20 protein-coding genes are annotated in these 24905 nt (G+C 68.6%); 3 read left to right on the top strand and 17 right to left on the bottom strand.

Features of this window, described 5'->3' with window-relative positions; translation table 11 throughout:
- The 16 genes from E3T37_RS13830 to rsmI form a co-directional block, all read right to left on the bottom strand.
- A partial coding sequence (locus tag E3T37_RS13830) for a hypothetical protein (RefSeq protein ID WP_134367757.1) occupies positions 1 to 2585 on the bottom strand: 2585 nt, incomplete at its 3' end.
- Positions 2582 to 4231 (bottom strand): phosphate ABC transporter substrate-binding protein PstS, encoded by a 1650-nt coding sequence (gene pstS, locus E3T37_RS13825; protein WP_241975848.1) that lies wholly within the window; start codon positions 4229 to 4231, stop codon positions 2582 to 2584. The genes pstS and E3T37_RS13830, both read right to left, overlap by 4 nt.
- Positions 4228 to 5529: a phosphate ABC transporter permease PstA gene (gene pstA, locus E3T37_RS13820; protein ID WP_241975849.1), complete on the bottom strand. Its 1302-nt coding sequence runs from the start codon at positions 5527 to 5529 to the stop codon at positions 4228 to 4230. The genes pstS and pstA overlap by 4 nt, the downstream gene beginning before the upstream one ends.
- A complete protein-coding gene (pstC, locus tag E3T37_RS13815; RefSeq protein WP_134367755.1) occupies positions 5529 to 6581 on the bottom strand; it encodes a phosphate ABC transporter permease subunit PstC in 1053 nt (350 codons plus the stop codon). The genes pstA and pstC overlap by 1 nt, the downstream gene beginning before the upstream one ends.
- 332 nt (positions 6582 to 6913) lie before the next feature.
- A complete protein-coding gene (locus E3T37_RS13810; protein WP_134367753.1) occupies positions 6914 to 7705 on the bottom strand; it encodes a lytic transglycosylase domain-containing protein in 792 nt (263 codons plus the stop codon).
- The gene (locus tag E3T37_RS13805) at positions 7705 to 8268 is read right to left on the bottom strand and encodes a hypothetical protein (protein WP_134367751.1); all 564 of its coding nucleotides are present in this window, start codon (positions 8266 to 8268) and stop codon (positions 7705 to 7707) included. The genes E3T37_RS13810 and E3T37_RS13805 overlap by 1 nt, the downstream gene beginning before the upstream one ends.
- Before the next feature lie 153 nt (positions 8269 to 8421).
- The gene (locus E3T37_RS13800; protein WP_134367749.1) at positions 8422 to 9081 is read right to left on the bottom strand and encodes a methionine ABC transporter permease; all 660 of its coding nucleotides are present in this window, start codon (positions 9079 to 9081) and stop codon (positions 8422 to 8424) included.
- Between the two features lies 1 nt (position 9082).
- Complete coding sequence (locus E3T37_RS13795; protein WP_134367747.1) at positions 9083 to 10144, bottom strand: methionine ABC transporter ATP-binding protein; 1062 nt, start codon at positions 10142 to 10144, stop codon at positions 9083 to 9085.
- A gap of 151 nt (positions 10145 to 10295) precedes the next feature.
- Positions 10296 to 11171, bottom strand: coding sequence for a MetQ/NlpA family ABC transporter substrate-binding protein (locus E3T37_RS13790; protein WP_134367745.1), 876 nt, complete (start codon positions 11169 to 11171; stop codon positions 10296 to 10298).
- Positions 11172 to 11346: 175 nt separating this feature from the next.
- Positions 11347 to 13152, bottom strand: a complete 1806-nt coding sequence (locus E3T37_RS13785; protein ID WP_134367743.1) for an ABC-F family ATP-binding cassette domain-containing protein — start codon at positions 13150 to 13152, stop codon at positions 11347 to 11349.
- Between the two features lie 54 nt (positions 13153 to 13206).
- Positions 13207 to 14142: a 4-(cytidine 5'-diphospho)-2-C-methyl-D-erythritol kinase gene (locus E3T37_RS13780; protein WP_134367741.1), complete on the bottom strand. Its 936-nt coding sequence runs from the start codon at positions 14140 to 14142 to the stop codon at positions 13207 to 13209.
- Between the two features lie 44 nt (positions 14143 to 14186).
- A complete protein-coding gene (gene rsmA / locus E3T37_RS13775; protein ID WP_241975858.1) occupies positions 14187 to 14981 on the bottom strand; it encodes a 16S rRNA (adenine(1518)-N(6)/adenine(1519)-N(6))-dimethyltransferase RsmA in 795 nt (264 codons plus the stop codon).
- Positions 14982 to 15250: 269 nt separating this feature from the next.
- Positions 15251 to 16198: a TatD family hydrolase gene (locus E3T37_RS13770; RefSeq protein WP_134367739.1), complete on the bottom strand. Its 948-nt coding sequence runs from the start codon at positions 16196 to 16198 to the stop codon at positions 15251 to 15253.
- Positions 16191 to 17753 carry a methionine--tRNA ligase gene (gene metG, locus E3T37_RS13765; RefSeq protein WP_134367737.1) on the bottom strand — a complete coding sequence of 521 codons (1563 nt, stop codon included), beginning with the start codon at positions 17751 to 17753 and terminating at the stop codon, positions 16191 to 16193. Before metG ends, E3T37_RS13770 begins: the two co-directional genes overlap by 8 nt.
- A 40-nt stretch (positions 17754 to 17793) precedes the next feature.
- Complete coding sequence (locus E3T37_RS13760; protein WP_134367736.1) at positions 17794 to 18036, bottom strand: zinc-binding dehydrogenase; 243 nt, start codon at positions 18034 to 18036, stop codon at positions 17794 to 17796.
- A 373-nt stretch (positions 18037 to 18409) separates the two neighbouring features.
- Positions 18410 to 19276, bottom strand: a complete 867-nt coding sequence (rsmI, locus tag E3T37_RS13755) for a 16S rRNA (cytidine(1402)-2'-O)-methyltransferase (protein ID WP_134367734.1) — start codon at positions 19274 to 19276, stop codon at positions 18410 to 18412.
- A gap of 39 nt (positions 19277 to 19315) precedes the next feature.
- On the opposite strand from rsmI, the gene E3T37_RS13750 reads away from it, so the two are divergent.
- The 3 genes from E3T37_RS13750 to E3T37_RS13740 all read left to right on the top strand — a co-directional run bounded on the left by E3T37_RS13750 (position 19316) and on the right by E3T37_RS13740 (position 23350).
- Positions 19316 to 20926, top strand: a complete 1611-nt coding sequence (locus tag E3T37_RS13750) for a dolichyl-phosphate-mannose--protein mannosyltransferase (RefSeq protein ID WP_134367732.1) — start codon at positions 19316 to 19318, stop codon at positions 20924 to 20926.
- Between the two features lie 181 nt (positions 20927 to 21107).
- On the top strand, positions 21108 to 22208 hold the full coding sequence (locus tag E3T37_RS13745; RefSeq protein ID WP_134367730.1) for an acyl-CoA desaturase: 1101 nt from the start codon (positions 21108 to 21110) through the stop codon (positions 22206 to 22208).
- A 140-nt stretch (positions 22209 to 22348) separates the two neighbouring features.
- Positions 22349 to 23350, top strand: coding sequence for a YeiH family protein (locus E3T37_RS13740; protein WP_134367728.1), 1002 nt, complete (start codon positions 22349 to 22351; stop codon positions 23348 to 23350).
- A 255-nt stretch (positions 23351 to 23605) separates the two neighbouring features.
- Here the strand turns inward: E3T37_RS13740 and E3T37_RS13735 are convergent, their stop codons facing one another.
- The gene (locus E3T37_RS13735; protein ID WP_134367726.1) at positions 23606 to 24781 is read right to left on the bottom strand and encodes an FAD-dependent oxidoreductase; all 1176 of its coding nucleotides are present in this window, start codon (positions 24779 to 24781) and stop codon (positions 23606 to 23608) included.
- Positions 24782 to 24905 lie beyond the last annotated feature (124 nt).

Genomic DNA, 24905 nt, shown 5'->3' with positions numbered 1-24905 from the left:
ACCAGCCCGACGACCGGGTCCGCGGGCGTCGGCCTTGCCACCAGGGGGCCGGTGACGGTGCCCGCGGCGTCCGTGGCGCCCGCGCCAGCCGGGTCGACCGCGGCGTCGGCCATCACCAGTGCGCCCTCGGCCTGGGACGCGGCCGTTCCGTCGCTTGACGGGGTCGGGATGTAGGCGTCCGGGGCGGTCTCCGGCACGGTCGTTGGGACGATCGTGCTGCTGCCCTGCTCGATCACGGTCGCGGCGGCGAGCGCCTGGGCCACCCAGCTCTTGGGGAGCGGGGTGTAGCCGTGCGGCAGCTGCCCGATCTCCGTGCCGGGTATCTGGCCGGCCCCGACCGCGTACCGGATCAGGTTGGCGTAGATCGCCCGCTGAGCGGCATCCGTCTGCAGCGGATTCAGAGCGGCATAGACCGGCATCGTCATCGGGTACGCCGTAGCCGCGGCCTTGGCGCTCGGGTTCGCCGGGTCATATTCGAGCACCTTGGGGTTGGCGCTGGTGGGGACCATCGCCGCGGAGGCCGCGAGCATGGAGTCCGCCGTCGGCGCCACGAAGCTGCCCGCGGAGTTCTGCAGTGACGCCGTCACCGTCTGGTACCGTGCGGCCGCGGCCGCGGTGGTGACGCTCAGCACGCGCTGGTTGCCCACCAGGCTTCGCACGCTCTTGCCGAACTTCGGCGGAACGCTTGTGGGGTTCCAGTCCCCGAGCTCCAGCCCGTCGCCGCGCAGGGTGAGATACGCGCCGTTCTCGAAGTCACTGGTGTAGGGGCGCCAGGTGACGAGGTTCACCGCCGTTGTGCCGGCGCCGACAGCGGCGGCGGGCCGCTCCATCGGATCAGCCTTTGGAAAATTCGTGCGCGGAAGGGCCAGGACCGTCCCCGACGGGTTGATGGTGGCGTCGGTGGATGACCAGGGGTTGACTTTCATCCCCCACTCGTCCGGCGTTCCGTTGAGGAATTCGACGGCAGACGGGTCGGAGAGAACGTACCGCCACAGTTGCTCGGCCTCGTCGGATCGTCCGGAAGGGAGGAGCATGTCTCCCAGGGACGGCCCGGTCAGGTCCTGGTACCTCCATTCCTCGTCGTTGACCGCCAGGAAATCGGGGTCGACCGTGAGGTTGCGCGCGTTCGAGCCCGGGTGTGCGGAGTCGGTGTAGCCGAAGAATTTGAGGGAGTCCGATGTGGTCGGCGCTCCGGAAGGCAGGGAGTCCAGATACGAGTTCGTGAGGAGCTTCGCGATCAGGCGCGGGGTCAGGTTCAGTGACGTGAATGCCTCGGTGTTCCGGTCCTTGTATTCCTGAGGAACTTCGCCCACCGGTTTCACGCGGCGGTCGATGGAGAACGAAACCGCGACGCCGCTGAGGGCTATCGGCGCATAGGCGACCGGATCCGTCCCAGCGGTTTGCAGCGGACGCGAAGTGAGGGCCAGCGGGCTCGGCGCCGTCAGGCTTGCCGCGGCCAACGCCTCTTCCTCGTTGCCGGTGCTGAGCACGAACGAGGAGCCGGAGGCACCGGCGCACAGGTTGGGCTGCCACGACCCGATCGCCGCGGCGACGAGTTCGCTCCCGGAGAGCTGCTTCTCGGCCGAGCCGATGGAGCAGCGTTGGCCGATGGGCTTGAAATCAAGCTTGACGGCCACGCTGTGCTTCCAGGAATCCCACAGCAGCCCGGACTTGGTGATGTAGGACTCCCCCGCGTCGTTTTTTCCGCGCGGGATGACCACGAGCCAGCACGATTTGCCGGCGACGGCGCCGTTCGCGGCCGTCACGGGCATACCGCAGCCGAGGCCCGGAGATTGCATGGCGGTCTGCACCTCGAATTTCACGGAGCCGTCGCCACTGTCGCTCGAGCCCGCCCAAGGCACCTCATTCGTCGTGTACTGGGTGTAGAACTCATTGGTGGCCAGGTCCACGCCTGACACGCCGGCGGGCAGGGGCACCCCGGTCGCGGACGGCGATCCATTGGCGTTCTGCACCAGGCCGGTCAGGGGGTCCACGATGTAATGCGTGAGGACGTTGGCCGAGTCCGCGAACACCGAGGCGATGGACCCGCCCGTTGATGCGCGGTAGGGAATGGCGGTGAAGGCGGGAACCGTGAATCCGTTGGCCGGGGACGTGTACTGCGCGTCCTGCGTGGCCACGTTCTCCTGGCTCACGGCGTTGTCGCGGGTGGACGCGACCTTGCCGGGGAATCCTCCGTATTGACACGTCGTGCGATCCGGACGGCTGGAATCCGTCGGGTCGTCTCCCCAGCACTGCGCAATCTGGAGAAAGTCCTCCCCTCCGGAGCTCCCATCTGGTCGCACGGATTTCTTTCCTCCGCTCCAGTTCACGACGATGCCCTGGGAAACGAGATCCTTGGTCTGGGAGACGGTGACCTTGAGATCAGGGAAGGGCGCGGTTGCCAGATCGGGGTCGAAGCCCCTCGACGCGACCGTGACAGCGGTCGATGCGTCAGCGGATGCCGCGGAGGGGGCGAGGGAGCCTAGCGCGGCGACACCGACGCCCACCATCAGGCCGACCACGACTCCGCTGGCGCCGGCCCGTGCCCAGAGTGCGTTTTTCGGGCCGAACGTGAGCCGCTTCACTTGGTGCCGGCTTTCGCGCCGCGGGGCGTGAACCGGCGGGCGAGCACGGGCGGCAGCACAGCGGCGGCCAGCAGCAGGAGGCCGGCGAGCAGCATGACCGACTGCTGAGTGCCCCAGCCGGTCTCGGCCAGGGTGAACGGTGCGGCAACTGCGGTGCCGGCAACGCCGGTTGCAGCGGTGCCGACCGCTGACACGAGGGCGCCGTTCTCGTCGAACACGGGCGCGGCCGCATCGGCGAGGGCGACGGCTGCTATCGCCGTTCCTCCGGTCGCCGCCGCTGCAGTCTTCGCGGAGGCTGAGCCGGCCGCGCCACCACCCGTGCCGCTGCCCGACACGGCAGTGTCGGCCAACGCCCCGGCCGTGCCGGTGGTGCACTGGTTGGCCCCGACCTTGTCGCAGGCGGCTGGTTGGAGGGCGGTGGTGGCCAGCAGGTTGCTCGACGGAGAGTCGCCGGCATTGAACGTCGGGTTGTGGCACTTGTTGATGTCAACGCCGCTGACATCGGCGCCCGGGACTCGCTTGATCTGGTCGAAGCCGGCCAGCACGAGGTTCATCGGCAACGGGGAGTAGCCCAGGGCTGCGGCCTGCTGCTGTCCCTCGCAGAGCATGTAGTTGGCGAAGGCGCCCAGGGTCAAACCCTTCTTCGCGGTGAAGACGCCGCCGACCTCGGTGGGCACGATCATGTAGGAGTAACTCGAGAGCGGGTAGGTGCGAGGGTCGGCGTTGTTGTAAACGCCGTCCAGAATCTGGGTGAGGTAGGTCGGTCCGGGTGTGGTGTTGATGGCGGCTTTCAGGAGCGCCACAGCCACCGAGTTCGCCGTGGGTTCGACGTAGTAGCCGGCCGCGTTGAGCACCTTGGCGACCGGGAAACCGGAGTTCTTGGCATACGAGTACTCGACGTAGGTGATCGCGCCGTCTCCGTAGTCCTGACTCACGTAGCCGGCGACGCCGGAGGATCCGCTCTGTGCCTTGGCGCTGCCGAAGGTGGGGAACTGTGAAGTCAGGCCGCAGTCAGCGGAGCGCCCGACCTTGGTGCAGAACGTTTTCCAGAGGGCCGGGTGCTGTTTGGACATCCAGAGAGTGAATTGCGCCGTGGAGCCGGAACCGTCCGAGCGCACGACCGGGACGATTCCCTTGTCCGGCATGGCCAGCCCAGGGTTGTCGGTCGCGATGGCCGGGTCGTTCCACTTCGTGATGACCCCGGTGAAGATCTTGGTGATGACCTCGCCGCTGAGCCGTAGGTTGGTGACTCGTTTGCCGCCGATTTTCAGGTTGTACATGAAGGCGGTACCACCGGCCACGATGGGCATATAGGCGTACCCGCGAGCGGGCACCTCTGGGGCCGAACCGTCCTCCGGGGCGGTCTGGAACGGGATCTCGCTGACCGCGAAGTCCACGCTGCCCGCGACGAAGTCCCGGCGCCCCGCTGACGAACCGACACCGGAGTAGTTCACGGTCATCGCGTAGTTCGTGGCTACGTTCTTGCGCCACTGATCGAGAGCGTTCTGAGACCACGTCGAACCGGTGCCGGTGATCGGGTCATAGCTCAGGGCCTGCGCCGGCACCGTTGTGGAGACGCTTAGACCAACAACGAGCAGGGCGAATAGGGTTCGGATGGAACGAATCCGTCGGGTGTGCGGCGTCACGAGGACGTCTCCTTCGTGGTCAGGTCGGTGGGTGAACTGGTCGGGAGGGATTCTGGACGGGGACTCGGATCCCCGGCGGCGAGGTCATTCCGCACGTTCATCCGCTGCAGGTCGCGCCCGGAGGCCAACAGGACGCGCTGTTCGTGGCGTGGGGAAAGCTGGCCGGGACCCTTGCCTCCGACAACCCGGGCAAGGGCGAAGAGCGTGAGTACCAGCAGGATCAAGACGGCGGCCGTGCCGAACCCGCGGGCGATCATGGTGGGCTCGGGCGATTTGACGAAGTCGAAGACCTGCAGCGGGAGGGAGATCATCGGGCCGGCGAACGGGTTCAGGTTGGTCACCGCTGTGACGCCGGAGGTGAGCAGCACTGGACTGGTCTCGCCGATGCCGCGTGCGGTGCCCAGGATCACGGCCGTCGCCAGGCCTGGGCGCGCCGTGGGCAACACGACATGCCAGATCGTGGCCCAGCGGGTGGACCCCAGGGCGTAGGCGGCCTCCCGCAGGTTGCCGGCAACCAGGCGCAACACGATGTCCGAGGCGCGGATGACGATCGGGAGCATCATGACTGTGATGGCCATGGCCGCGGCGAAGCCTGACCTCTGGTGCGTGATCAGCACGATGATCGCCGAGTAGACGAACAGGCCGGCCACGATGGACGGCAGCGCGGTCATCGCATCCGAGATGGTGCGCACGAACCGCGCGAACCGGCCGCCGACCTCGTTCAGGAACAGTGCGGTCGTGATGCCGAGAGGAATGGTGATCGCCAGCGCCATCGAGATCTGCATCAGCGTGCCCAGGATCGCGTGCACGATGCCGCCCATGTCGAGGCCGTCGAGGGGTCCGGCCAGTTCCATGCTCTGGGTGAAGAAGTTGGGATGAGGCAGGGCTTCCTGCCCGCGCACCAAAGTGAACGCCACCACGAAGACCAGGGCGCCGAAGAGCAGCACGCCGGCGCTGGAGAGGAGCACGGACATCAGCCGGTCCTTGACCTCCTGTGCGTCGCTCGTGAAGCTCACGAGCAGGGCGTAGAAGCCCAGGAACGCCAGGTATGCCACGAGCACCCAGCCCACACCGCCGGAAAGCGGACTGACCCAGCCGAAGAGGAGCACCGCGACGGCGACCCCGGCGGCGGCGGCGCCGATAACGTTGAACCGATCGTCGAGCCGGGCGCCACGCACCCGGCGACGCGGCCCGATCGGGGCGCCCTCCGGAGCCGGGATCGTCGTAGCGGGACGGCCGGACATCGCGTACGACCTGGTCGCGGCGGGCGTGATGGTCGTTGCCTGCGTGATTGTCATCAGTCGCTCTCTGCCCCGGAACGGGACCGCGCGACGATGGACGACGCGGTGAAGTTGATGATCAGGGTGATCAGGAAGAGCACGAGGCCTGCGGCCATGAGTGCCGAGAGGCCGAACGAACTCGACTCGCCGTACCGCAGCGCGATCAGGGCGGAGACGGAGTTGGTGCCGGTTTTGAGCACCTGCCAGTTGATCGTGAAAATGGGCGAGATGATCATGTACACGGCGATGGTTTCGCCGAGTGCGCGGCCGAGGCCGAGCATGGTGCCGCCGATGATGCCGCCGCGACCGAAGGGCAGCACGACGCTACGGATCATCCCCCAGCGGGTCGAGCCGAGCGCGAAGGCGGCCTCGCGCTCGCCGATCGGCGCCTGAGAGAAGGCCTCGCGCATGACCGACGTCTGGGTCGGAACCACCATCAAGCCGACCACGATGCCGGCGATGAAGGCCGAGGAGGTGAACGCGCTAGCCTCCGTGAGCGCGTGCCCACTGGCATCCGCGACCCGGAACAGCGGGATCCAACCGAAATACAGGGAGATCCAGGTTGCGACCGGGATCACGTTGGCCTGCAGGAAGAAGACACCCCAGAGGCCGAAGACGACGCTGGGCACGGCGGCCATCAGGTCGACCAGGGTGACCAGGGTGCTCTTCATAAGCCCTTGGGCGATCTCGGAGATTAGGAGCGCCGTTCCGAGCGCCAGCGGGACGGCAACGCACATGGCGATCACGGCGATCGTGATTGTGCCGAAGAGAACGGAAGCAATACCGAACTTCTTGGACTCAGGAGACCAGTCCTGTTCGAAGAGGAAGTTCACTCCGGCCACGCCGAGAGCGTCGGAGGCCCGGATCGACAGGAAGACGCCCACGGCCAGCATGATCGCCACGGTGATGCCGCCGGCGCTGAACGCCACCGAACGGAAGAGCGAGTCGGAACGGGAGGGACGTGAGACCAGGAGCCGGCGCGGTGAGGAGTCCGGGCTGGCCGGGTCCAGAACGGGCGCACCGGTATCGGGCGGCTCGTTCAGCGCGGCGACGAGGCTCGCAAGAGTCATTTTTGTCCTAGGGGAACTGGCTCGGGAAGGGCGGAAGTGCGCGGGAGTCACGCTTCCGAATCACATGCTTGGGACCCCAGGTGAACACTGGGCCAACGTTTGCGAATCGAGATGTGGACGCGACGTGTCGGTTTGGCCGTGGCGGCTGTTCGGGGGTCAGGTGGCAGCAGGTGCCGGGCTCGGTGCAGGCGTCGGCGGCGGTGTCGGCGCCACAACCGAGCCCCGCGTCACGTCCACGGCGGAGAAGACCGAAGCCGAGCCGCCCGTGCCGAGGAGCTCATTCAGCCGGAAGCGGCCCGAGATCAGCCCCGCCGCCCCATCGTCCCCCACGCTCAGTCCACCTGGGCCGCATACGCGTTTGCCCGGCCGGCCACGGCGTCGACATATGACTCCAGGTGGTTGTACGAAAAGATTGCGGACTGCCAGGTCCCGGCGGCCGACAGATCGCCGGAGTAGCAAAGGTAGAGCCCCGTGGCCAGGGCCGCATCGTCGACCTGCTGGGGGTCGTTGATGCCATCGCCGTTGCCGTCGGCGCCCCACCGCTGCCAGGTGCTGGGAATGAACTGCAGCGGGCCGACGGCCCTGTCCCACTGGGCGTTCCCGTCCCACCGGCCGCCATCGGTATCGGCGAACGCGTCCAGGGCGGTGCCGTCCAGAAGCGGACCGTAGATGCCTGGCCGCACCACTCCGTCCGCGTCGACGGATGACCCGGCGTGGGTGCCGTGGCCGGACTCGACGGCACCGAGGGCAGCGAGGGTGGTCCAGCCCAGGTGGCAGGAGGGCTGCCGACTCGCCATCGCGAGCGAGGCGCCCGCGTAACCCAGCAACGCGCGGTAGCCGATGCCGGTGGCCTCTGACGTGGCCTGCGCCCACGGCACCGAGACGAGTGACGCATCATCCGATGACACGGACGCGACGACGGATGCTGCAGTGGCGCTCCCGGCCAGGGGTGGCTGGGTGGGGGCGGCGGGAGCCACGGTGTCCCCGGCGGCAGCCTCGAGGCGCAGAGAGGGGGCTGCACGGGCCGGCACCGGCGCGTGGCCGTGCGCCAGCCACCCGAACACCAGCCAACCGGCCAGCGCCAGGAAGGCGACGAAGAGCCACCAGCCTCCCAGCCCCCGCATCACCACGACGCGCTCGTCCCGGCGTCCGCCGCGCGGCCTCTCCCCCGGGTCAACCGCACGCCCGGGTCGGCGCTGGGCCGAGGGTCTTCGGTGACTATCGCCGCCGGGAACGCCCCCAGTGCCCCGTTGCACGCCTCGCGGCTCGACGAGGCGGCACCGTACCAGCGTCCGCTGGTCATCACGGGAACATCGCCGACGGTCACGAACCAGCCGTGAGTGCCTGAGGACGGCCCCGTCACACACGTCACGACCATGTCCTCGACGACGGCCTGCAGGGCAAGCACATGGGTGCGTGCCGCCGTGAACGATCCGTAGACGGAAGAACTGCGACCGAGTTCGCGGTTGTTCGGAGCGAGCAGGCGCCAGATGCCGGATTCCCCCGCCAGCGCAGCGCTGGCGGCAGCCCCAGCCGCGCGTGGCAGGCGGGGCTGCATGGTCGCCTCGCGCGCGTCGGCGAGTTCGGCACCGGCCCGGAGGTGCTCCCGCAGGGCGACCCAGCCCTGTAAGCGCGGGTCGCTGAGTGAGCGGAACGCCGAGAAGACGAAGATCGGGCTCGCTGACACGCTTACCCCCACCCCCCCCCCCGAACCATCCATGACCGGGACGCACCGTCGGTGTGACGATCTTCCTCAGCGAGAACGTTCGTGGCCACGGGTGGCCGAGACCTTGCGCCCGGGTGAAGGAGACGTGTACGCGGGGTGACCGGGCGGGTCGGGCTAGCGGCGGAATGCCTTCCGGGCCAACCAGTTTCCGAAGAACTGCACCAGCTGCACGAACACGATGATCAGCAGCACGGCCGCCCACGTGACGACCGGGTTGAACTGGCGGTAACCGTAGAGCAGCGCGAAGTTTCCAAGCCCGCCCCCGCCGACGTAACCGGCCACGGCCGACATGTCCACCAGCGCGACGAAGATGAAGGTATAGCCGAGGATGAGCGGGCCGAGCGCCTCGGGCAGCAGCACGGTGAAGATGATCCGGGCCGGACCGGCGCCCACGCTGCGCGCCGCCTCGATCACGCCGGGCGTCACGGTGAGCAGGTTCTGTTCGACGATGCGCCCCATAGCGAAGGATGCCGCGAGCGAGATGGTGAAGATGATCGCGGCGTTGCCGATGCCGGTGCCCACGACGACCCGGGCGAGCGGCTGGGCGGCGGCGAGGAAGATGATGAACGGGATCGGCCGCACGATGTTCACCAGCAGGTTGAGCACCACGAACACCGGACGGTTGGCGAGGATGCTGCCGGCCCGGGTGAGGTACAAGCCCAGCCCGACGAGGAGGCCACCGATCCCGCCGAAGAAGAGGGTCAGGCCGACGATGTAGAGGGTCTCCCCCGCGGCGATCCAGAGTTCGGGCAGCAGGGTCATCAGGCTGTCCATCTCAGCGCACCTCCGTCACGGTCGTGTGCGTTCGGACTCGGTCGAGGGCGGCGTCGATGGCCGCGTCGCCCGTGGCATCCTGCGCCCCCGGCGCGGCCAGGGCGAGCGTCAGGTGGCCGAACGAGCGGCCCTGGATCTCGTTGATGCCGCCGTAGACGACTTCGAAGGTGACGCCGGCGGCGGCGAACTCGCCGAAGACGCGGGCCTGGTCGACGCTGCTGTCCCGGAACGCGAGCGTGACGAGGCGCCCGGTGTGCCGGCCGCGCAGCACGGCGAGCTCGGCCGGAGACGGCAGTCCCTTGACGACGGTCGACACGAACCGGGCGGATGCCGGCTGCTGCGGGTTCGAGAACACGTCGAACACGTCGCCGCGTTCGATCACCCGGCCCTGGTCCATCACGGCGACCTTGGTCGCGATGGTCTGGATGACGTCCATCTCGTGGGTGATCACGATGATGGTGACCCCGAATTCCTTGTTGACCCGAGCGAGCAGGTCGAGCACCTCATGGGTGGTCTCCGGGTCGAGCGCGCTGGTGGCCTCGTCGGCGAGCAGGATGCCCGGCTGGCTGGCCAGGGCCCGGGCGATGCCCACGCGCTGTTTCTGGCCGCCGGAGAGCTGGTCGGGGTAGGCGCGGGCCTTGTCGCTGAGCCCGACGAAGTCGAGCATCTCGGCGACCCTGGCCCGGCGCGCCGGCTTGGTCTGCCCGGCCACCTCCAACGGGTAGCCGACGTTGCCCGCGACGGTGCGCGAGCCGAGCAGGTTGAACTGTTGGAAGATCATGCCGATCCCCAGCCGCACCGGGCGCAGCTCCCGTTCGGGCAGGCGGGCGATGTCCTGCCCGTTGATGAGGATCTCGCCCGAGGTGGACCGTTCGAGGGCGTTCACGAGCCGGACCAGGGTGCTCTTGCCTGCCCCGGAGTAACCGATGATGCCGTAGACGTCGCCGGCGTCGATCGTGAGGCTGACCTTGTCGATGGCGACGACATCCGTGCCGCCCTTGGCCGTGGCCGGGTACACCTTGCTCACGTCACGCAATTCGACAACGGGGCTGGGGGCAGGCATGGAACGTCCTTACTGACTGACTGACTGGCATGGTGCGGGGTGCCGGGCCGCGACTGCGACTGTGTCCGTTCCGGTCGAGCGCGACCGTTGGAACGGGCACACTCGACCGGAACGGGCACACACGAACGGACCCGGGGCGGGACGGGTGGGGCTACTTCTTTGCCCTGGTGTCCTTCTCGACCTTGGCGAGCGCGGTTTCGAGATCGGCGACGGGGGTGGTGACGAGTTCGGCCGAGCCGCCGGAGACCTCGAGCACGCCGTCCTGCACGGCCTTCGTGGTCTGGTAGATGTCGACCAGCTTCTTGAAGGTGGCGTTGTCCTTGTCCTCGGCCCGGGCGGCGAAGATGTTCACGTACGGCAGCGCGTTGGGGTCGCTGGGGTCGTCCTGGGCGAGGGCGTCTTCGACCTTGAGGCCGGCCTTTTCGACGAAGTCGTTGTTGATGATCGCCCCGGCGACGTCGGGCAGCGAGGTGGCGGTGAGCGACGCCTCGAGTGCGGTCACGGTGACCTTGGACTTGTCCTTGTCGATGTCGGCGAGGGTGGAGTAGATGGTCCCGCCGTCTTTCAGCGTGATCAGCTTCGCCGACTGCAGCACGAGCAGGGCGCGGGCCAGGTTGCTGACGTCGTTCGGCACCGCGATGGTGTCGCCCTTCTTGATCTCGCTGACCTTGCCGTACCGGGTCGAGTAGAGGGCGAGGGGGTAGATCGCGGTGGCGCCGACCGGCACCAGGTCTGCCTTGCTCGCGACGTTGTACTCGGCGAGGTAGACGATGTGCTGGAACTGGTTGAGGTCCAGTTCGCCCGCGGAGAGGGCCGGATTCGGCTGCCCGAACTCGGCGAAGTCGACGATGTCAACCGTGATGCCGGCATCCGCTGCGGCCTTTTCGTAGACGGCCCAGTACGGGTCGCTGGCGCCGACGACGCCGATCTTGACGGTCTTGTCTGACTCGGTGGATTCCGCGGCGCAACCGGCCAGCAGTGCGATCAGTGGTACGACCGCGAGCGCGGCGAGAAGTCTCTTCTTCACGATGTGTTTCCCCTTTGGCTGTGGGTGCCGGCGCAATGCTCGGGCACAGAGGAACCACGCCAGACGAGAAGGGTGGGAGTCTGTGCCGCTGCAGCGCCAGGCACACCCCTAGGTTATCGGCGGATGCTGCGCCTCGTGCGCCCGTACGTCACACGAGGTCACAGCATCTGCGACCCTAGCCCTCGATCAGCTCGGACAGTTCGATCCAGCGGGTTTCGAAACCGGCGATGGCGGACTCGAGCCCCTGCAGTTCGGTGCTCAGCGCGCCCAGACCGTCGTAGTCGGACTGGTCGTGCACGGCCAGGCTCTCGTGCAGGGCGATGATCCGGGCGTTCTGCTTGGCGACCTTGCGGTCGATCGACGCGAGCTCCTTCTGGGCGTTGCGCAGATCGGCGCCGCCGATGGCGAGCTTGCGTGATGCCTTGCCGCCCGACGTGTTCGACTCGTTCGCCGCGGCCGGCTTGTCGTTCCCGTTGATCTGGTTCTTGCGCATCTCGAGGTACTGGTCCACGCCGCCGGGAAGGTGACGGAAGGCGCCTTCGGTGACCGCGTACTGGTTGTCGGTCACGCGCTCGATCAGGTACCGGTCGTGCGAGACGACCAGCAGTGTGCCGGGGAAGGAGTCGAGCAGGTCCTCCATGGCCGCGAGCATGTCGGTGTCCAGGTCGTTGGTGGGCTCGTCGAGGATCAGCACGTTCGGCTCGTCGAGCACGATCAGCAAAAGCTGCAGGCGCCGCTTCTGCCCGCCGGAGAGGTCCTTGACCTGGGTGGTCAGCTGCGCGCTCATGAAGCCCATCCGCTCGAGCATCTGGCCGGGGGTGATTTCCTTGCCGCCGGCGATGTACGACGTCTTCTGGCGGCCGATGACCTCGCTGACGCGGTCGTTCTGGATGCCGTCCAGTTCGAACAGCTGCTGGGTGAGCACGGCGACCTTGATGGTCTTGCCGCGCTTGACGTGCCCGCTGGTGGGCTGAAGCGATCCGGCGACCAGGTTCAGCAGGGTGCTCTTGCCGGCTCCGTTGACGCCCATGATGCCGGTACGCTCTCCGGGCGCGATCCGCCAGGTGATGTCGTTCAGCACGGTCTTGTCGCCGAACTTCACCGAGATGTCGATCAGGTCGACGACATCCTTGCCGAGGCGCTGCATGGCCATCGACTGCATCGAGACGGTGTCGCGGGGCGGCGGCTCGTTCTCGATCAGCACGTTGGCGGCGTCGATGCGGAACTTGGGCTTGGCGGTGCGGGCCGGTGCTCCGCGGCGCAGCCAGGCCAGTTCCTTCTTCATCAGGTTCTGGCGCTTGGCTTCAACCACGGAGCTCATCCGGTCCCGCTCGACGCGCTGCAGGATGTACGCGGCGTAGCCGCCCTCGAAGGGCTCGATCAGGCGGTCGTGCACCTCCCAGGTCATGTTGCAGACCTCGTCCAGGAACCACCGGTCGTGAGTGACGACCACGAGGCCGCCGGAGTTGGGGGCCCAGCGGGTCTTGAGGTGGCCGGCCAGCCAGGAGATGCCCTCCACGTCGAGGTGGTTGGTGGGCTCGTCGAGGAAGATGACGTCGTGGTCGCCGATCAGCACGGCGGCGAGGGCCACCCGGCGGCGCTGGCCACCGGAGAGGTCGTCGACGAGGGCGTCCCAGGGGATGTCCCGCACGAGACCCCCGATGACGTCGCGCACCTTGGCGTCGCCGGCCCAGATGTGCTCGTCGATGCCGCCGACGATGGTGTGGCCGACGGTCTGGCCCGAGGCCAGGTCGTCGGACTGGTCGAGCATGCCGATCGTGACTCCGCGGCGGCGGGTGACGCGGCCCTCGTCGGGCTCCATCCGCCCGGCCAGCAGGCGCATGAGGGTGGACTTGCCGTCGCCGTTGCGGCCGACGACGCCGATGCGGTCGCCTTCGTTCAAGCCGGCGGTGACGCTGTCGAAGATGACGCGGGTGGGAAATTCAAGGTGCAGGGACTCGGCCCCGAGCAAATGTGCCATAGGGTCCTAGTTTACCCGCCCCGCCTGAGAGCCCCGCGCGCCTTCTGTTCGGGGCTAGTCGTGGATGACCCGGGCACCGTGCACCGGGCCGGTGGCCCGCACCACGCGCAGCCGGGAGGCGCTGAGCGCGACCTGCAGTTCGAGGGCGTTGTCGGCATCGGCGACCAGGAACGCGACGGTCGGACCGGAGCCGGAGAGGATGCCGGCGAGCGCCCCGTTCTCTTCGCCGAGTTCGAGCACCTTGCCGAGGCCGGGGGCCAGGTGCAGCGCGGGCGCCTGGAGGTCGTTGTGCAGGGCCTCCGCCAGCATCCGCGGGTCGCCGGCGCGCAGCGCCTGCAGCACGTTCGCATCCACGGTGGGCTGGATCTGGGCCGGGAAGATGTCCTGGGCGTGACGCTCGCGGTGGCGGTCCAGTTCGTTGTAGACAGCCGGCGTGGACAGGCCGAAGTCCGCCAGGGCGAACACCCAATGGAACTGTCCCTTTGCGAGGGCCGGGCTGAGCTGGTCGCCGCGGCCGGTGCCGATCGCGGTGCCGCCGGTGAACGCGAACGGGACGTCGGCGCCCAGGGTCGCGGCGATGGCGAGCAGGTCGTCGCGGGTGGCTTCGGTTCCCCAGAGGGTGTCGCAGGCCAGGAGAGTCGCCGCGGCATCCGCGGACCCGCCGCCCATTCCGCCGGCGATGGGCACGTTCTTCTCGATCTCCAGGCGCACGCCGCCGCGGAAGCCGGACTTGCGGGCCAGCGCCTGAGCGGCCCGGATGGCCAGGTTGCTGCCGTCGACGGCCAGTCCGGAGGTGTCGATGGAGCCGCCGAACGTGACCGAGAAATCGTCGGCCGGGTAGGCGCGCACATCCTCGCTCAGCGACACCGCCTGATAGGCCGTCGCGACCTCGTGGTATCCGTCTTCGAGCACGGCGCCGACTTTGAGGAAGACGTTGATCTTGCCCGGTGCCCTCGCGTGCACCACTGGGGAAGCGGCCGCGTTGGTCATGTGACTAACCTAGCCCAGCCCCACCGGCTCTACTGCCCCGCGGGTCAGTGGTCCCAGGCGCGGGCGATGGCGAGGAAGTCGTCCACGGTGAGCTGCTCGCCGCGTTCGGTCGGGTCGATCCCGGCCTTCGTCAGGATCTCGCTGGCGGTGGCGGAGTCGCCGAGAACGGAGGACAGCGACTGGCGCAGCATCTTGCGACGCTGCTGGAAGGCGCCGTCGACGAGGGCGAACGTGTTCAACCGCAACTCCTCCGACGCGAGCGGTTCGGCCCGGCGCTCGAACGCGATCAGGATCGAGTCCACGTTCGGCACCGGCCAGAACACCTGCCGGCTCACCTTGCCGGCGGTGCGGAACTGGCCGTACCAGGCGGCCTTGACGCTCGGGCTGCCGTAGACCTTGGAGCCGGGCGGCGCGGCGAGGCGCTCGCCGACCTCGGCCTGCACCATCACCACGCCGGCGCGGATCGACTCGAAGTGTTCGAGCAGGTGCAGCAGCACGGGCACCGACACGTTGTACGGCAGGTTGGCCACGAGGCGGGACGGTTCGCCCGGGATCTCGGTGATCTTCAGCGCATCGGCACGGATGACGGTGAGCGGCGCGCCCGGGTGCATGAGTTCGACCGTGATCGGAAGCTGTTCGGCGAGCCGGTCGTCGATCTCGACGGCCACGACGCGAGCACCGGTCTCGAGCAGGCCGAGGGTGAGGGAGCCGAGGCCCGGCCCGACCTCGACCACGGTGTCGGCGGGGGTGATCGTGGCGACCTTGACGATGCGGCGCACCGTGTTGCCGTCGATGACGAAGTTCTGGCCGAGCTTTTTGGTGGGGTTGACGCCCAGCATCTCGGCCAGATCGCGGATCTCGGCGGGACCGAGCAGCGAGCGGCCGGCGGGTGCGGCGGGCGTCGCGGTCGACAGCTCGGTCGATGGCTCGTTCGACAGCTCGGTCGATGGATCCTCGGCGCTCGGTGCGTCCTCGCCGGCGGTCTCGTCGACCGGAGCCACGTGCCGGCCGCGGGCAGGTTCGCCCTCGGAGATCGAGCCGGCCTCCGCGACCGGTCCGGGCATGGGCTCCGCTGCGTCTCCCGGGTCGTAGCCGTGGCGCGGCGGGGTCATGCAAGCCCGCCAGTCGGGCGCGTCCTGGTGTTCGGCAGGCTGTCGGGGGCGGTCACCGGTTCGGCATCCCACCGCCCGTAGACCAGTTCGGTGTTCGAGGAGATCTGGGCGGCGAGCATGGTGACGTCCGTTTCAAGGTGATCGGCCATGGCACGCAACGTGTTCGGCAGCAGGTAGGGCGCGTTCGGGCGACCGCGGAAGGGCGCCGGGGTGAGGAAGGGGGCATCCGTTTCGACCAGAAGCAGGGCGCGCGGCACGGCCGCGAGGGCTTCGCGCAGGTTCCCGGCGTTCTTGAAGGTCACGGTGCCGGCGAAGGAGAGGTACCAGCCGTGGTCGGCGCAGACACGGGCCATATCGACGTCACCGGAGAAACAGTGGAACACCGTGCGTTCGGGGGCTCCCACCCTCAGCAGGGTCTCGATCACGGCCTCGTGGGCGTCGCGGTCGTGGATCTGCAGGGCCAGGCCGTTCCGCTTGGCGATCTCGATGTGCGCTTCGAACGAGCGCAACTGGCTGGCATGGCCCTCGGGCCCGGTGCGGAAGAAGTCCAGCCCTGTCTCCCCCACAGCGACCACGCGGGGCCGGGTCGCCAGCTCGGCGATCTCCGCGATCGCGTCGTCGAGGATTCCGGCCGCCTCGTACACCGGGGCCTCGTTGGGGTGGATGGCGACGGCAGCGAGCATGCGCGGCTCCCGCGCCGCCATCTCGGCCGACCAGCGCGAGGTTTCCAGGTCGCCGCCGACCTGGATGACGCCGCGCACGCCGACGCTCGACGCCCGGTCGAGCTGCTCGGCCACACTCAGGGCCTGCTCGCCGTCGGCGATCTCCAGATGGGTGTGGTTGTCGTACACCGGCACCACCAGGGGTACCGGCAGCGGCGGGTAGCTCAGGTCGCGGCCGGCCCCCGGGTCCCGCTGACGAACGTGACCGGGCTCGTCAGCCAACGGTGGCCTCGATCCGTGGGAAGAGCGCTTCCAGCGGGGACACCTTCGGGCCGCCGGTCCACAGCCAGGCCTGGTCGATGCGCTGGTCGGTGACCAGGCCGGTGCCGCCAAGCGCGGTCCAGAGCTTCGCGGTGGCCTGGGGCACGACCGGCGAGAGCAGCACGGCCAGGGTGCCCAGTCCGCGCACGGCGGTGTGGAGCACTGCCTCCAGCCGTTCCCGGTTGGCCGGGTCCTTGGCGAGAGCCCACGGTTCCTGGCTGGTGATGTACCCGTTCAGTTCGTCGACGAGCTCCCAGACGGCGGCGAGGGCCTCGTGAATGGCGAGGTGGCTGATGGCCAGCGTGGCGGCATCCGTCACCCTCTTCTCGGTGCCGCGGATGAGTTCGTCAGCCTCCTCGAACGTGCCGGCGGCGGGGATCACACCGTCGCAGTAGCGCACGACCATGGCGATCACGCGGGAGGCGAGGTTGCCGAAGCCGTTGGCGAGTTCGGACTGGTACCGGGCCGAGAGGTCCTCCCAGGAGAAGGAACCGTCCTGGCCGAAGCTGATGGCGCGCATGAAGTAGTAGCGGAACGCATCCGAGCCGAACGTGTCGGTGATCTGGCTCGGCGCGATGCCGGTCAGCTTCGACTTGCTCATCTTCTCGCCGCCCACCAGCAGCCAGCCGTGGCCGAAGACCCGGCGGGGCACCTCGATGCCGGCGGCCATCAGCATGGCGGGCCAGATCACGGCGTGGAAGCGCAGGATGTCCTTGCCGACCACGTGGGTCGCGGGCCAGAGCCGGCTGAACTTCTCGTCGTCGTGGCCATAGCCGGCGGCGGTGATGTAGTTCAGGAGCGCGTCGAACCAGACGTAGACGACGTGACTGTCGTCCCACGGAACCTTGATGCCCCAGTCGAAGCTGGAGCGGGAGATCGACAGATCGGACAGGCCCTGCTTGACGAAGGAGATGACCTCGTTGCGCGCCGATTCGGGCTGCACGAAGTTCGGGTTCTCCTCGTAGAGCGCGAGGAGCTTGTCGGCGAAGGTGCTCATCCGGAAGAAATAGTTCTTCTCGTGCAGCAGTTCGCACGGGATGGAGTGGATGGCGCAGACCTGCTGGCCAGCGTACTCCCCGACGCCGTCGATGAGGTCGCTCGGCTGCTTGTACTCCTCACAGCCGACGCAGTAGAAGCCCTCATACTCGCCGGTGTAGATGTGGCCGGCGTCGTAGAGGTGCTGCAGGAACTTCTGCGCGTTCACCTCGTGGCGCTCGTCGGTGGTGCGGATGAAGTCGTCGTTTCGAATGTCGACCGTCTTCAGCAGGGGCTTCCAGGCGGTCTCGACCAGTCGGTCGGCCCACTCCTTCGGCGTGACGCCGTTGGCGGTCGCGGTGCGCAGGATCTTCTGCCCGTGCTCGTCCGTTCCGGTGAGCAGCCAGGCGTCCTCCCCCGACTGGCGGTGCCAGCGCGCGAGCACGTCGGCGGCCACTTCGGTATAGGCGTGCCCGATGTGGGGGACATCATTCACGTAGAAAATGGGCGTGGTGATGTAAAAAGATGAGCCGTCGGACATGGTCACATTCTATTGGGAGCAGCGGATGAAGCTGGCCCCGTTACTCGGCGGGGCTGTTTCTGCGGCCCACGGCCCGGTGGCCCGGCCCGTGCCGCGCGCGACGGCCGGCATTCGTCCTGAGCACGATCATTCCCTCGGCCTCGCCCCGCTCGCGTTCACGGCAGGCATCCTGCGCCTCGTCCAGCGGGTAGATCGAGACGACGGGAACCACGATCCGGTGGCTGGCAACCAGATCGGCCACGGTCGCCACGGTGATCCAGTTGATCCAGGGTTCGCTCGACATCGCCGCGTCGACGACCGGGTCGAGTTCGGCGTCGATCCCATGGGGGGCGACCTGTGCGACACGACCCCCGCGAAGTCGGTGCCCTGCCCGGCGGGGAACCGAGGCGTGGGGTTCAGTCCGGTCGCTTCGACCCTGACCAGGACCTGCCCGGCTTCCGGTACCGGCAGGGGCTCCTCGATGATTTCGAGGAGCGCGAGTCTCCCGTAGTTGGGGAATTTCACGGCCCGGATCATTGCACACCTTCCGGGGGCTGCCTCTGACGTCGCCTGGTGCCGACACTGGCGCCCCGAACGCCGAGTATCCCTCACTTATCTCCGGATGCTCTGTCAGCTTCGGCGAACTATGTGCCGGGGCGACTCGTCGGTGCAGCGGTTCAGGAGAGCGGAAGTGACTGGAAGTCGTCCTGGGCCGGCGTGCTCTTGCCCGTTTTCTGCTGCAGGGCGGCCTCGTACAGGTCGCGCTTTCCGAGCCCGGACGCGGCGGACACGTCCGCGGCGGCATCCTTGAGGCGAGTGCCGGCCGCGACCAGCGCCAGCACCTCGGCCACACCGGTCTCGAGGTTGAGCACGCGCGCCTCGGCTCCGGCCACGACGATGCAGATCTCGCCCTTGACCCCGGCGGCGGCCCACTCGGCCAGCTCGGCCGCGGTCCCCCGCTTCACTTCCTCGTAGAACTTCGTCAGCTCGCGGCAGACCACGACCCGGCGTTCGGCCCCGAGGACCGCGGCGAGGTCGGTCAGGGATGCCGCCAGGCGGTTGGGGGATTCGAAGAACACCATCGTTCGCCGTTCCGCGGCCACCTCGCGCAGGGCGGAGACGCGGTCGCCGTGCTTGCGGGGCAGGAAGCCTTCGAAGGTGAACCGGTCGGTCGGCAGCCCTGACACGGCGAGCGCCGCCAGCACGGCGGACGGCCCGGGCAGCACCGACACGACGACGCCGGCGGCGACGGCGGCATCCACCAGGTGGAACCCGGGGTCGGAGACGGTGGGCATCCCCGCGTCGCTGAGGACGAGGATGTCGGTGTCGCGCGCCAGTTCCACGAGTTCGGCCGCCTTGCCGCGTTCGTTGTGGTCGTGCAGGCTGATCAGCCGGGGGCGGTTCTCGACGCCGAGCGCCTTGAGCAGGTGCACCGTGACCCGGGTGTCCTCGGCGGCGATGATCGACATCGTCGTCAGGGCCTCAACCAAACGCGCCGACGCGTCGCCCAGGTTTCCGATCGGGGTGGCAGCGAGGATGATCATGCTCCCAGTCTCGCAGCCCCGGCTCACTACGATGGTCAGGTGTTCCTCACTAACCGCGCGTTCCGCTGGGCCGGCCCCCTCGCGGTGACCATCCTGGCCGCGGTTCTGCGCCTGTGGAACCTCGGCAGCCCGCACTCGCTGGTCTTCGATGAGACCTTCTACGTCAAGGATGCCTGGACACTTTTCAACCACGGCTACGAATCGACCTGGCCCGACCAGGCGGATACCCTCTTCGCGGCCGGCCAGACCCACATCTTCCTCACCGCCCCGTCGTTCGTGGTGCATCCCCCGCTCGGAAAGTGGCTGATCGCGCTGGGGATGGCGGCCTTCGGGCCCGACAGCAGCTGGGGCTGGCGCATCATGACCGCCCTGATCGGCGTGCTGGCGGTCGTGCTGCTGATGCTGATCGCGAAGAGGCTCCTCGGGTCGACCCTGCTGGCCGTGATCGCCGGGTTCCTGTTCGCCATCGACGGCAACGCCATCGTCATGTCCCGGGTGGCCCTGCTCGACAACTACGTGATGTTCTTCGCCCTGCTCGGTTTCGGTGCCGTGCTGCTCGACCGGGACTGGCACGCCGGGCGGCTGGCCGCCCGGGTGGCGCGAGAGCGGGACGCCGGGCGCGACCCCGGCTGGGGCCCGGCCCTCTGGTGGCGGCCCTGGCTGCTCGCCGCGGGGCTGGCGTTCGGCCTCACCAGCAGCGTCAAGTGGTCGGGCTTCTACTTCCTGGCCGCATTCGGCGTCTACCTCGTGGTGGTGGACGCCCTCGCCCGGCGGCGGGCCGGAATCCCGTTCTGGTGGAGCGCCGCGCTGCTGAAGCAGGCACCCGCCACTTTTCTGCTGACCGTCCCGATCGCCGTGGTCACCTACCTCGTCGCCTGGACCGGCTGGTTCGTGACCGCCGGCGGGTACTACCGCGACTGGGCGTCCTCCCCCGGGGCCGCGTGGACGGGCGCCCTCGCCTGGGTGCCGGGCACGGTGCAGAGCTTCTGGCACTACCAGGTGGCCGCGTACACCTACCATGTGGGCCTCAGCACGCCGCATCCGTACCAGGCCAACCCGCTGACCTGGCTGTTCATGATCCGGCCGACCAGCATGTACTACCGCGGCTCCTCGCTGGGCGAGAACGGCTGCGGCACCGGAACCTGCTCCGAAGCGATAACGGGGATCGCCAACCCGCTGATCTGGTGGGCGGCAACGGCCGCGATCTTCTACCTCGTCTACCGTCTGGCCCGGTACCGGGAATGGCGCGTCGGCCTGATCCTGATGGGCCTGGTCGCCGGCTACCTGCCCTGGCTGATGTATCTGAACCGCACGGTGTTCCAGTTCTACACGATCACGTTCGAGCCGTACCTGCTGCTCGGCCTCACCTTCGTGATCGGCGTCATCCTCCGCCTGGCCCCGACGGACGCCGCCCCTGCTGCCACCTCCGGGGACGTGACGGATGCCGCGGTGACGGATGCCTCGTTGACGGATGCCGCCCCGCCAGGTGCAGCGGCGCCGGATGCCGCGCCAGCCCAGGCCCGCTGGCTCGTGCTGGCATTCCTGATCGCCGCCACCGTCGTCAGCGCCTTCTTCTACCCGCTCTGGACCGGCACCCAGACGTCTCTGCAGTACTGGCAGCTGCACATCTGGCTTCCCGGCTGGCGCTGATTCCCGACCAGATTCGGTGAAACCGCAGCTCCTTCATATGCCGCCGATGGCATATAGCGACTGGGAAACAGGTGTGAAAACACCCCCCGCAAGGGGATTGCGCCCATAGGATACAGATATCTGTTTCGCGAGTATTTGCTCCATCACCGGCTGAGAAGTCCAGACACCAACCAAAGGCCTCATGTCGGAAGCTGCAGCTGCACCCACGGTGCGCATTGTCAAGACTCGCCCGGGTGGCGATTCGAAAAACCCCACTACCGAGTATTCATCGCTGCTGCACACCGTGCGCAATCTTGGCCTGCTGAAGCGGGCCACCGGTTTCTACTGGTTTGTTTTTTCGATGTTGATCCTGGCCACCGCCGGGGCCGCAACCGGTTTCGTCCTGCTCGGCGACAGCTGGTACCAGCTCATCATCGCCGGCGTTCTCGGCATCATCCTGACCCAGTTCGCGTTCCTCGCCCACGAGGCCTCGCACCGGCAGGTGTTCCAGTCCGGCAAGGCCAACGATGCCGCCGGCCGCATCCTCGCGAACCTGTTCGTCGGCATCAGCTACGCCTGGTGGATGAACAAGCACAGCCGTCACCACGCCAACCCGAACGTCATCGGCAAGGACCCGGACATCGAACCGGACTTCATCGTCTTCCGTGAAGAAGACGCCGCCAAGGTGAGCTGGGTCGGCTCCTTCGTCACCCGCAAGCAGGGCTACCTGTTCTTCCCGCTGCTGATGGCCGAGGGCTTCAACCTGCACGTGCAGGGCTTCAAGACGGTCTTCGGCCGCAAGAAGGTCGACAAGCGCTGGCTCGAGATCACCATGCTCACCACGCGCATCCTGCTGTACGTCGCCGTGATCTTCTACTTCCTGCCGCTGGGCATGGCGTTCGCCTTCATCGGAGTGCAGCTGGCCGTCTTCGGCGTGTACATGGGAGCGTCCTTCGCCCCCAACCACAAGGGCATGCCGCAGCTCCCACACGAGAGCAAGGTCGACTTCCTGCGTCGCCAGGTGCTGACCTCCCGCAACATCCGCGGCGGAACCTTCATGGACACGTTCATGGGCGGCCTCAACTACCAGGTGGAGCACCACCTGTTCCCGAACATGGCCCGGCCGCACCTGCGCAAGGCCCAGGAAATCACCAAGGAATACTGCCAGTCGCACAATATCCTCTACACGGAGACCTCGCTCTTCGAGTCGTACGGCATCGTGATCGCCTACCTGAACAAGGTCGGCCTCGGCGCCCGTGACCCGTTCGACTGCCCGATGGTCGCGCGGTTCCACCACCGCTAGACCTGCCGCGGAGCCCGAGCACAGAGACCGCCGCGAAGCCCCGCCGAACCGTGAGCAAAGCCCCTTTTCCCGCCCGGGAGAGGGGCTTTTCTCACGGTTCGGCGCCGAGCGCACGGGCCGCCGCCCGTAAACTTGGCGCAATGTGGCTGCCGGGAGTGCTCGTCGCGGCCTCCACCGCCGTACTCGCCGGCACCGTCCACGCGCTGGTCCCGTCGCTGCCGCTCCTCACGGTCGCGGTCGTCCTCGGCATCGTCGCCGGCAACGTCCCAGTCGCCCGCCCGGCCCTGACCGGGGTCCTCGCCCCGGGCCTGTCCCTGGCCGCGAGCCGCTTCATGCGCCTGGGCATCGTGCTGCTCGGCCTCAAGCTCAGCCTCGTGGACATTGCGAGCCTCGGCTGGGTGACCATCCTCAGCACCGTGGCCATCGTGCTGCTCACATTCCTGGGCACCCTCTGGCTCGGCCGCCGGATCGGCCTGACCGGGCATCAGCCGCTCCTGATCGCGACCGGCTTCTCCGTCTGCGGCGCCTCCGCCATCGGTGCGGTGGGCGGGGTCGTCAGGGCGAAGGATGAGGAGACCGCCACCCCGATCGCGCTGGTGACCCTCTGCGGCACGCTCGCCATTGCCGTGCTGCCGCTGCTGTGGCATCCGCTGGGCCTGACCGACCTGCAATTCGGGCACTGGGTCGGCGCCGGCGTGCACGACGTCGGGCAGGTGGTCGCCACCGCCCAGGTCGCCGGGACGGCCGCGCTGGGCGTGGCCGTGGTCGTGAAACTCACCCGGGTGCTCATGCTCGCCCCGCTCGTCGCGGTGGTCGGCCTGCGGGAGCGCCGCCTCGACGCACTCCGGCAGCAGGGCGCCCCGGCGACGGATGCCCCGACCCGCCGCACCCCGATCATGCCCCTGTTCGTGGCCGGGTTCCTGGTTGCGGTGCTCGTGCGCACGGTCGCGCCGCTGCCCGATGCCGTGCTCGTCGCCGCGGACACCGTTCAGACGTATCTGCTCGCCGCCGCGCTCTTCGGGCTTGGAGCAGCCGTGAACCTGCGCTCGCTCGCCCGCACGGGCGGCCGCGCCCTGACCGTCGGCCTACTCTCCTGGACCCTGATCGCGGCGCTCGCGCTGGCGGCGGTGCAGCTCTCCTGACGGGGACGCAGCCGCCCTTCCCGTGGCGCACCTGTCCTGACCGGGGCGCAGCCGCCCTTCCCGGGGCGCAGCCGCCCTTCCCGGGGCGCATCCGTCCTGCCCGAGACTCACCTGCCCGCACCTTCGCCCCAACGAATTCGACGGAGATTCTGCCCAAATCGCCCCAAAACAGGCCGGAAACGTGTTTTTAGAGCCGAATCTCCGTCGAATTGGGTCGACGCCGGACACCGCGGGTCCGTTCAGGCGCGGCTCCGCTCAGGCGCGGGCGAGCCAGCCGCCGGGGCCCGCGTTCGGCGTGCGGTTGAGGGCGAAGCGCGACGGGGCGGGGGCGGCGCCCGTGACCAGGTCGGCGAGGATCCGGCCGACCGACGGCGTGAACTTGAAGCCGTGTCCGCTGAAGCCAGCGCCGACGATCACTGGGCCCACCCGGTCGAGCACGAAGTCCTCGTCGACCGTGGTCGTGTACGTGCAGGTCACCGGCTCCAGCACGTCGGCGTCGGCGCCGGGCAGCCACTCGCGCACGTACCGCTGCAGGGCGGCGAGCTGCACCGGCTCCGGGCGGAAGCTGCGCGCATCCGGGTCGGTCCCCGGGCCCACGCCGTGCCAGCCGGCCTTGACCCCCTGCCCCGGGGTGTACATGCCGTAGACCGGTGAGTACCACCACGCGTAGCGCGGGTCCGACCGGTCGGGCGCATGGTTGAAGCCGGGCCACTCGGTCCCTGCCCGGTGCAGCGCGGCCGGCGTGGTGTCGCGCAGGGCGAAGTGCGCCGGCTGCTCCTGCGTCACCGTGAGGCGGGGCGTCGCAAGCACGCCCGCGAGCAGGCCGCTGGTCCAGGCCCCGACCGTGACGACCACGCGCCGGGCCGTGATGCTGCCGTTCTCGTGGGTCACGCGAACCCGGTCGTCGCCCTGAACGTCCAGACGCAGCACCCGGACGCCGTGCCTGACCGAAGCCCCGGCGGCGACGGCCGCGGCCTGCAGTGCGGTCACCGCGGCATCCGCGTTCAATCGACCGGCGTCCGGATTGTGCAGCACCCGCCCATCGAAGCGGATGCCCGGCCAGCGTTCGGCCGCGGCCTCCGGCACCAGGAACTCGGCCCCCAGCCCCGCGCCGGTCAGCGCCTCCGCCACCCGGTCGAACGCCGGGTTCGCGCCGTGGTTGACGACTCCGACCTGGGCCAGCAGCGCACTGCCCGTCTCCTCTTCCAGCTCCCGCCAGAGCGGCAACGCCTCGGCGAGCATGCCGACATAGGTCGGGTCAGCATAGGCGGTGTTGAAGTTGCGGGAGGCGCCGTGCGAGGCCCCGTTGAGGTGCCCCGGCTCGAAGCGTTCCAGCAGGGTGACCGGGCGCCCCCGCCGGACCAGCTGCCACGCCGTCGCCGACCCCATCGCCCCGCCGCCGATGACGACGGTCTCCACGTTCTCGTCCATGCCCCCATCCTGCCCGACGCGGACGGGATGGTGGGCGGCGACCGAGCCGCGTCGGTGCAGATCACGGCGCGCACGACCATCCGCCGACCTGACGCCGTCCGGGAGCGGGGCGCGGTTACGATGG

Source organism: Cryobacterium sp. TMT2-10 (genome assembly GCF_004403075.1).
Lineage (GTDB): Bacteria > Actinomycetota > Actinomycetes > Actinomycetales > Microbacteriaceae > Cryobacterium > Cryobacterium shii.
The sequence above is the reverse complement of the archived record's forward strand: the minus strand, read 5'-3'. Positions and strand labels throughout refer to the sequence as shown.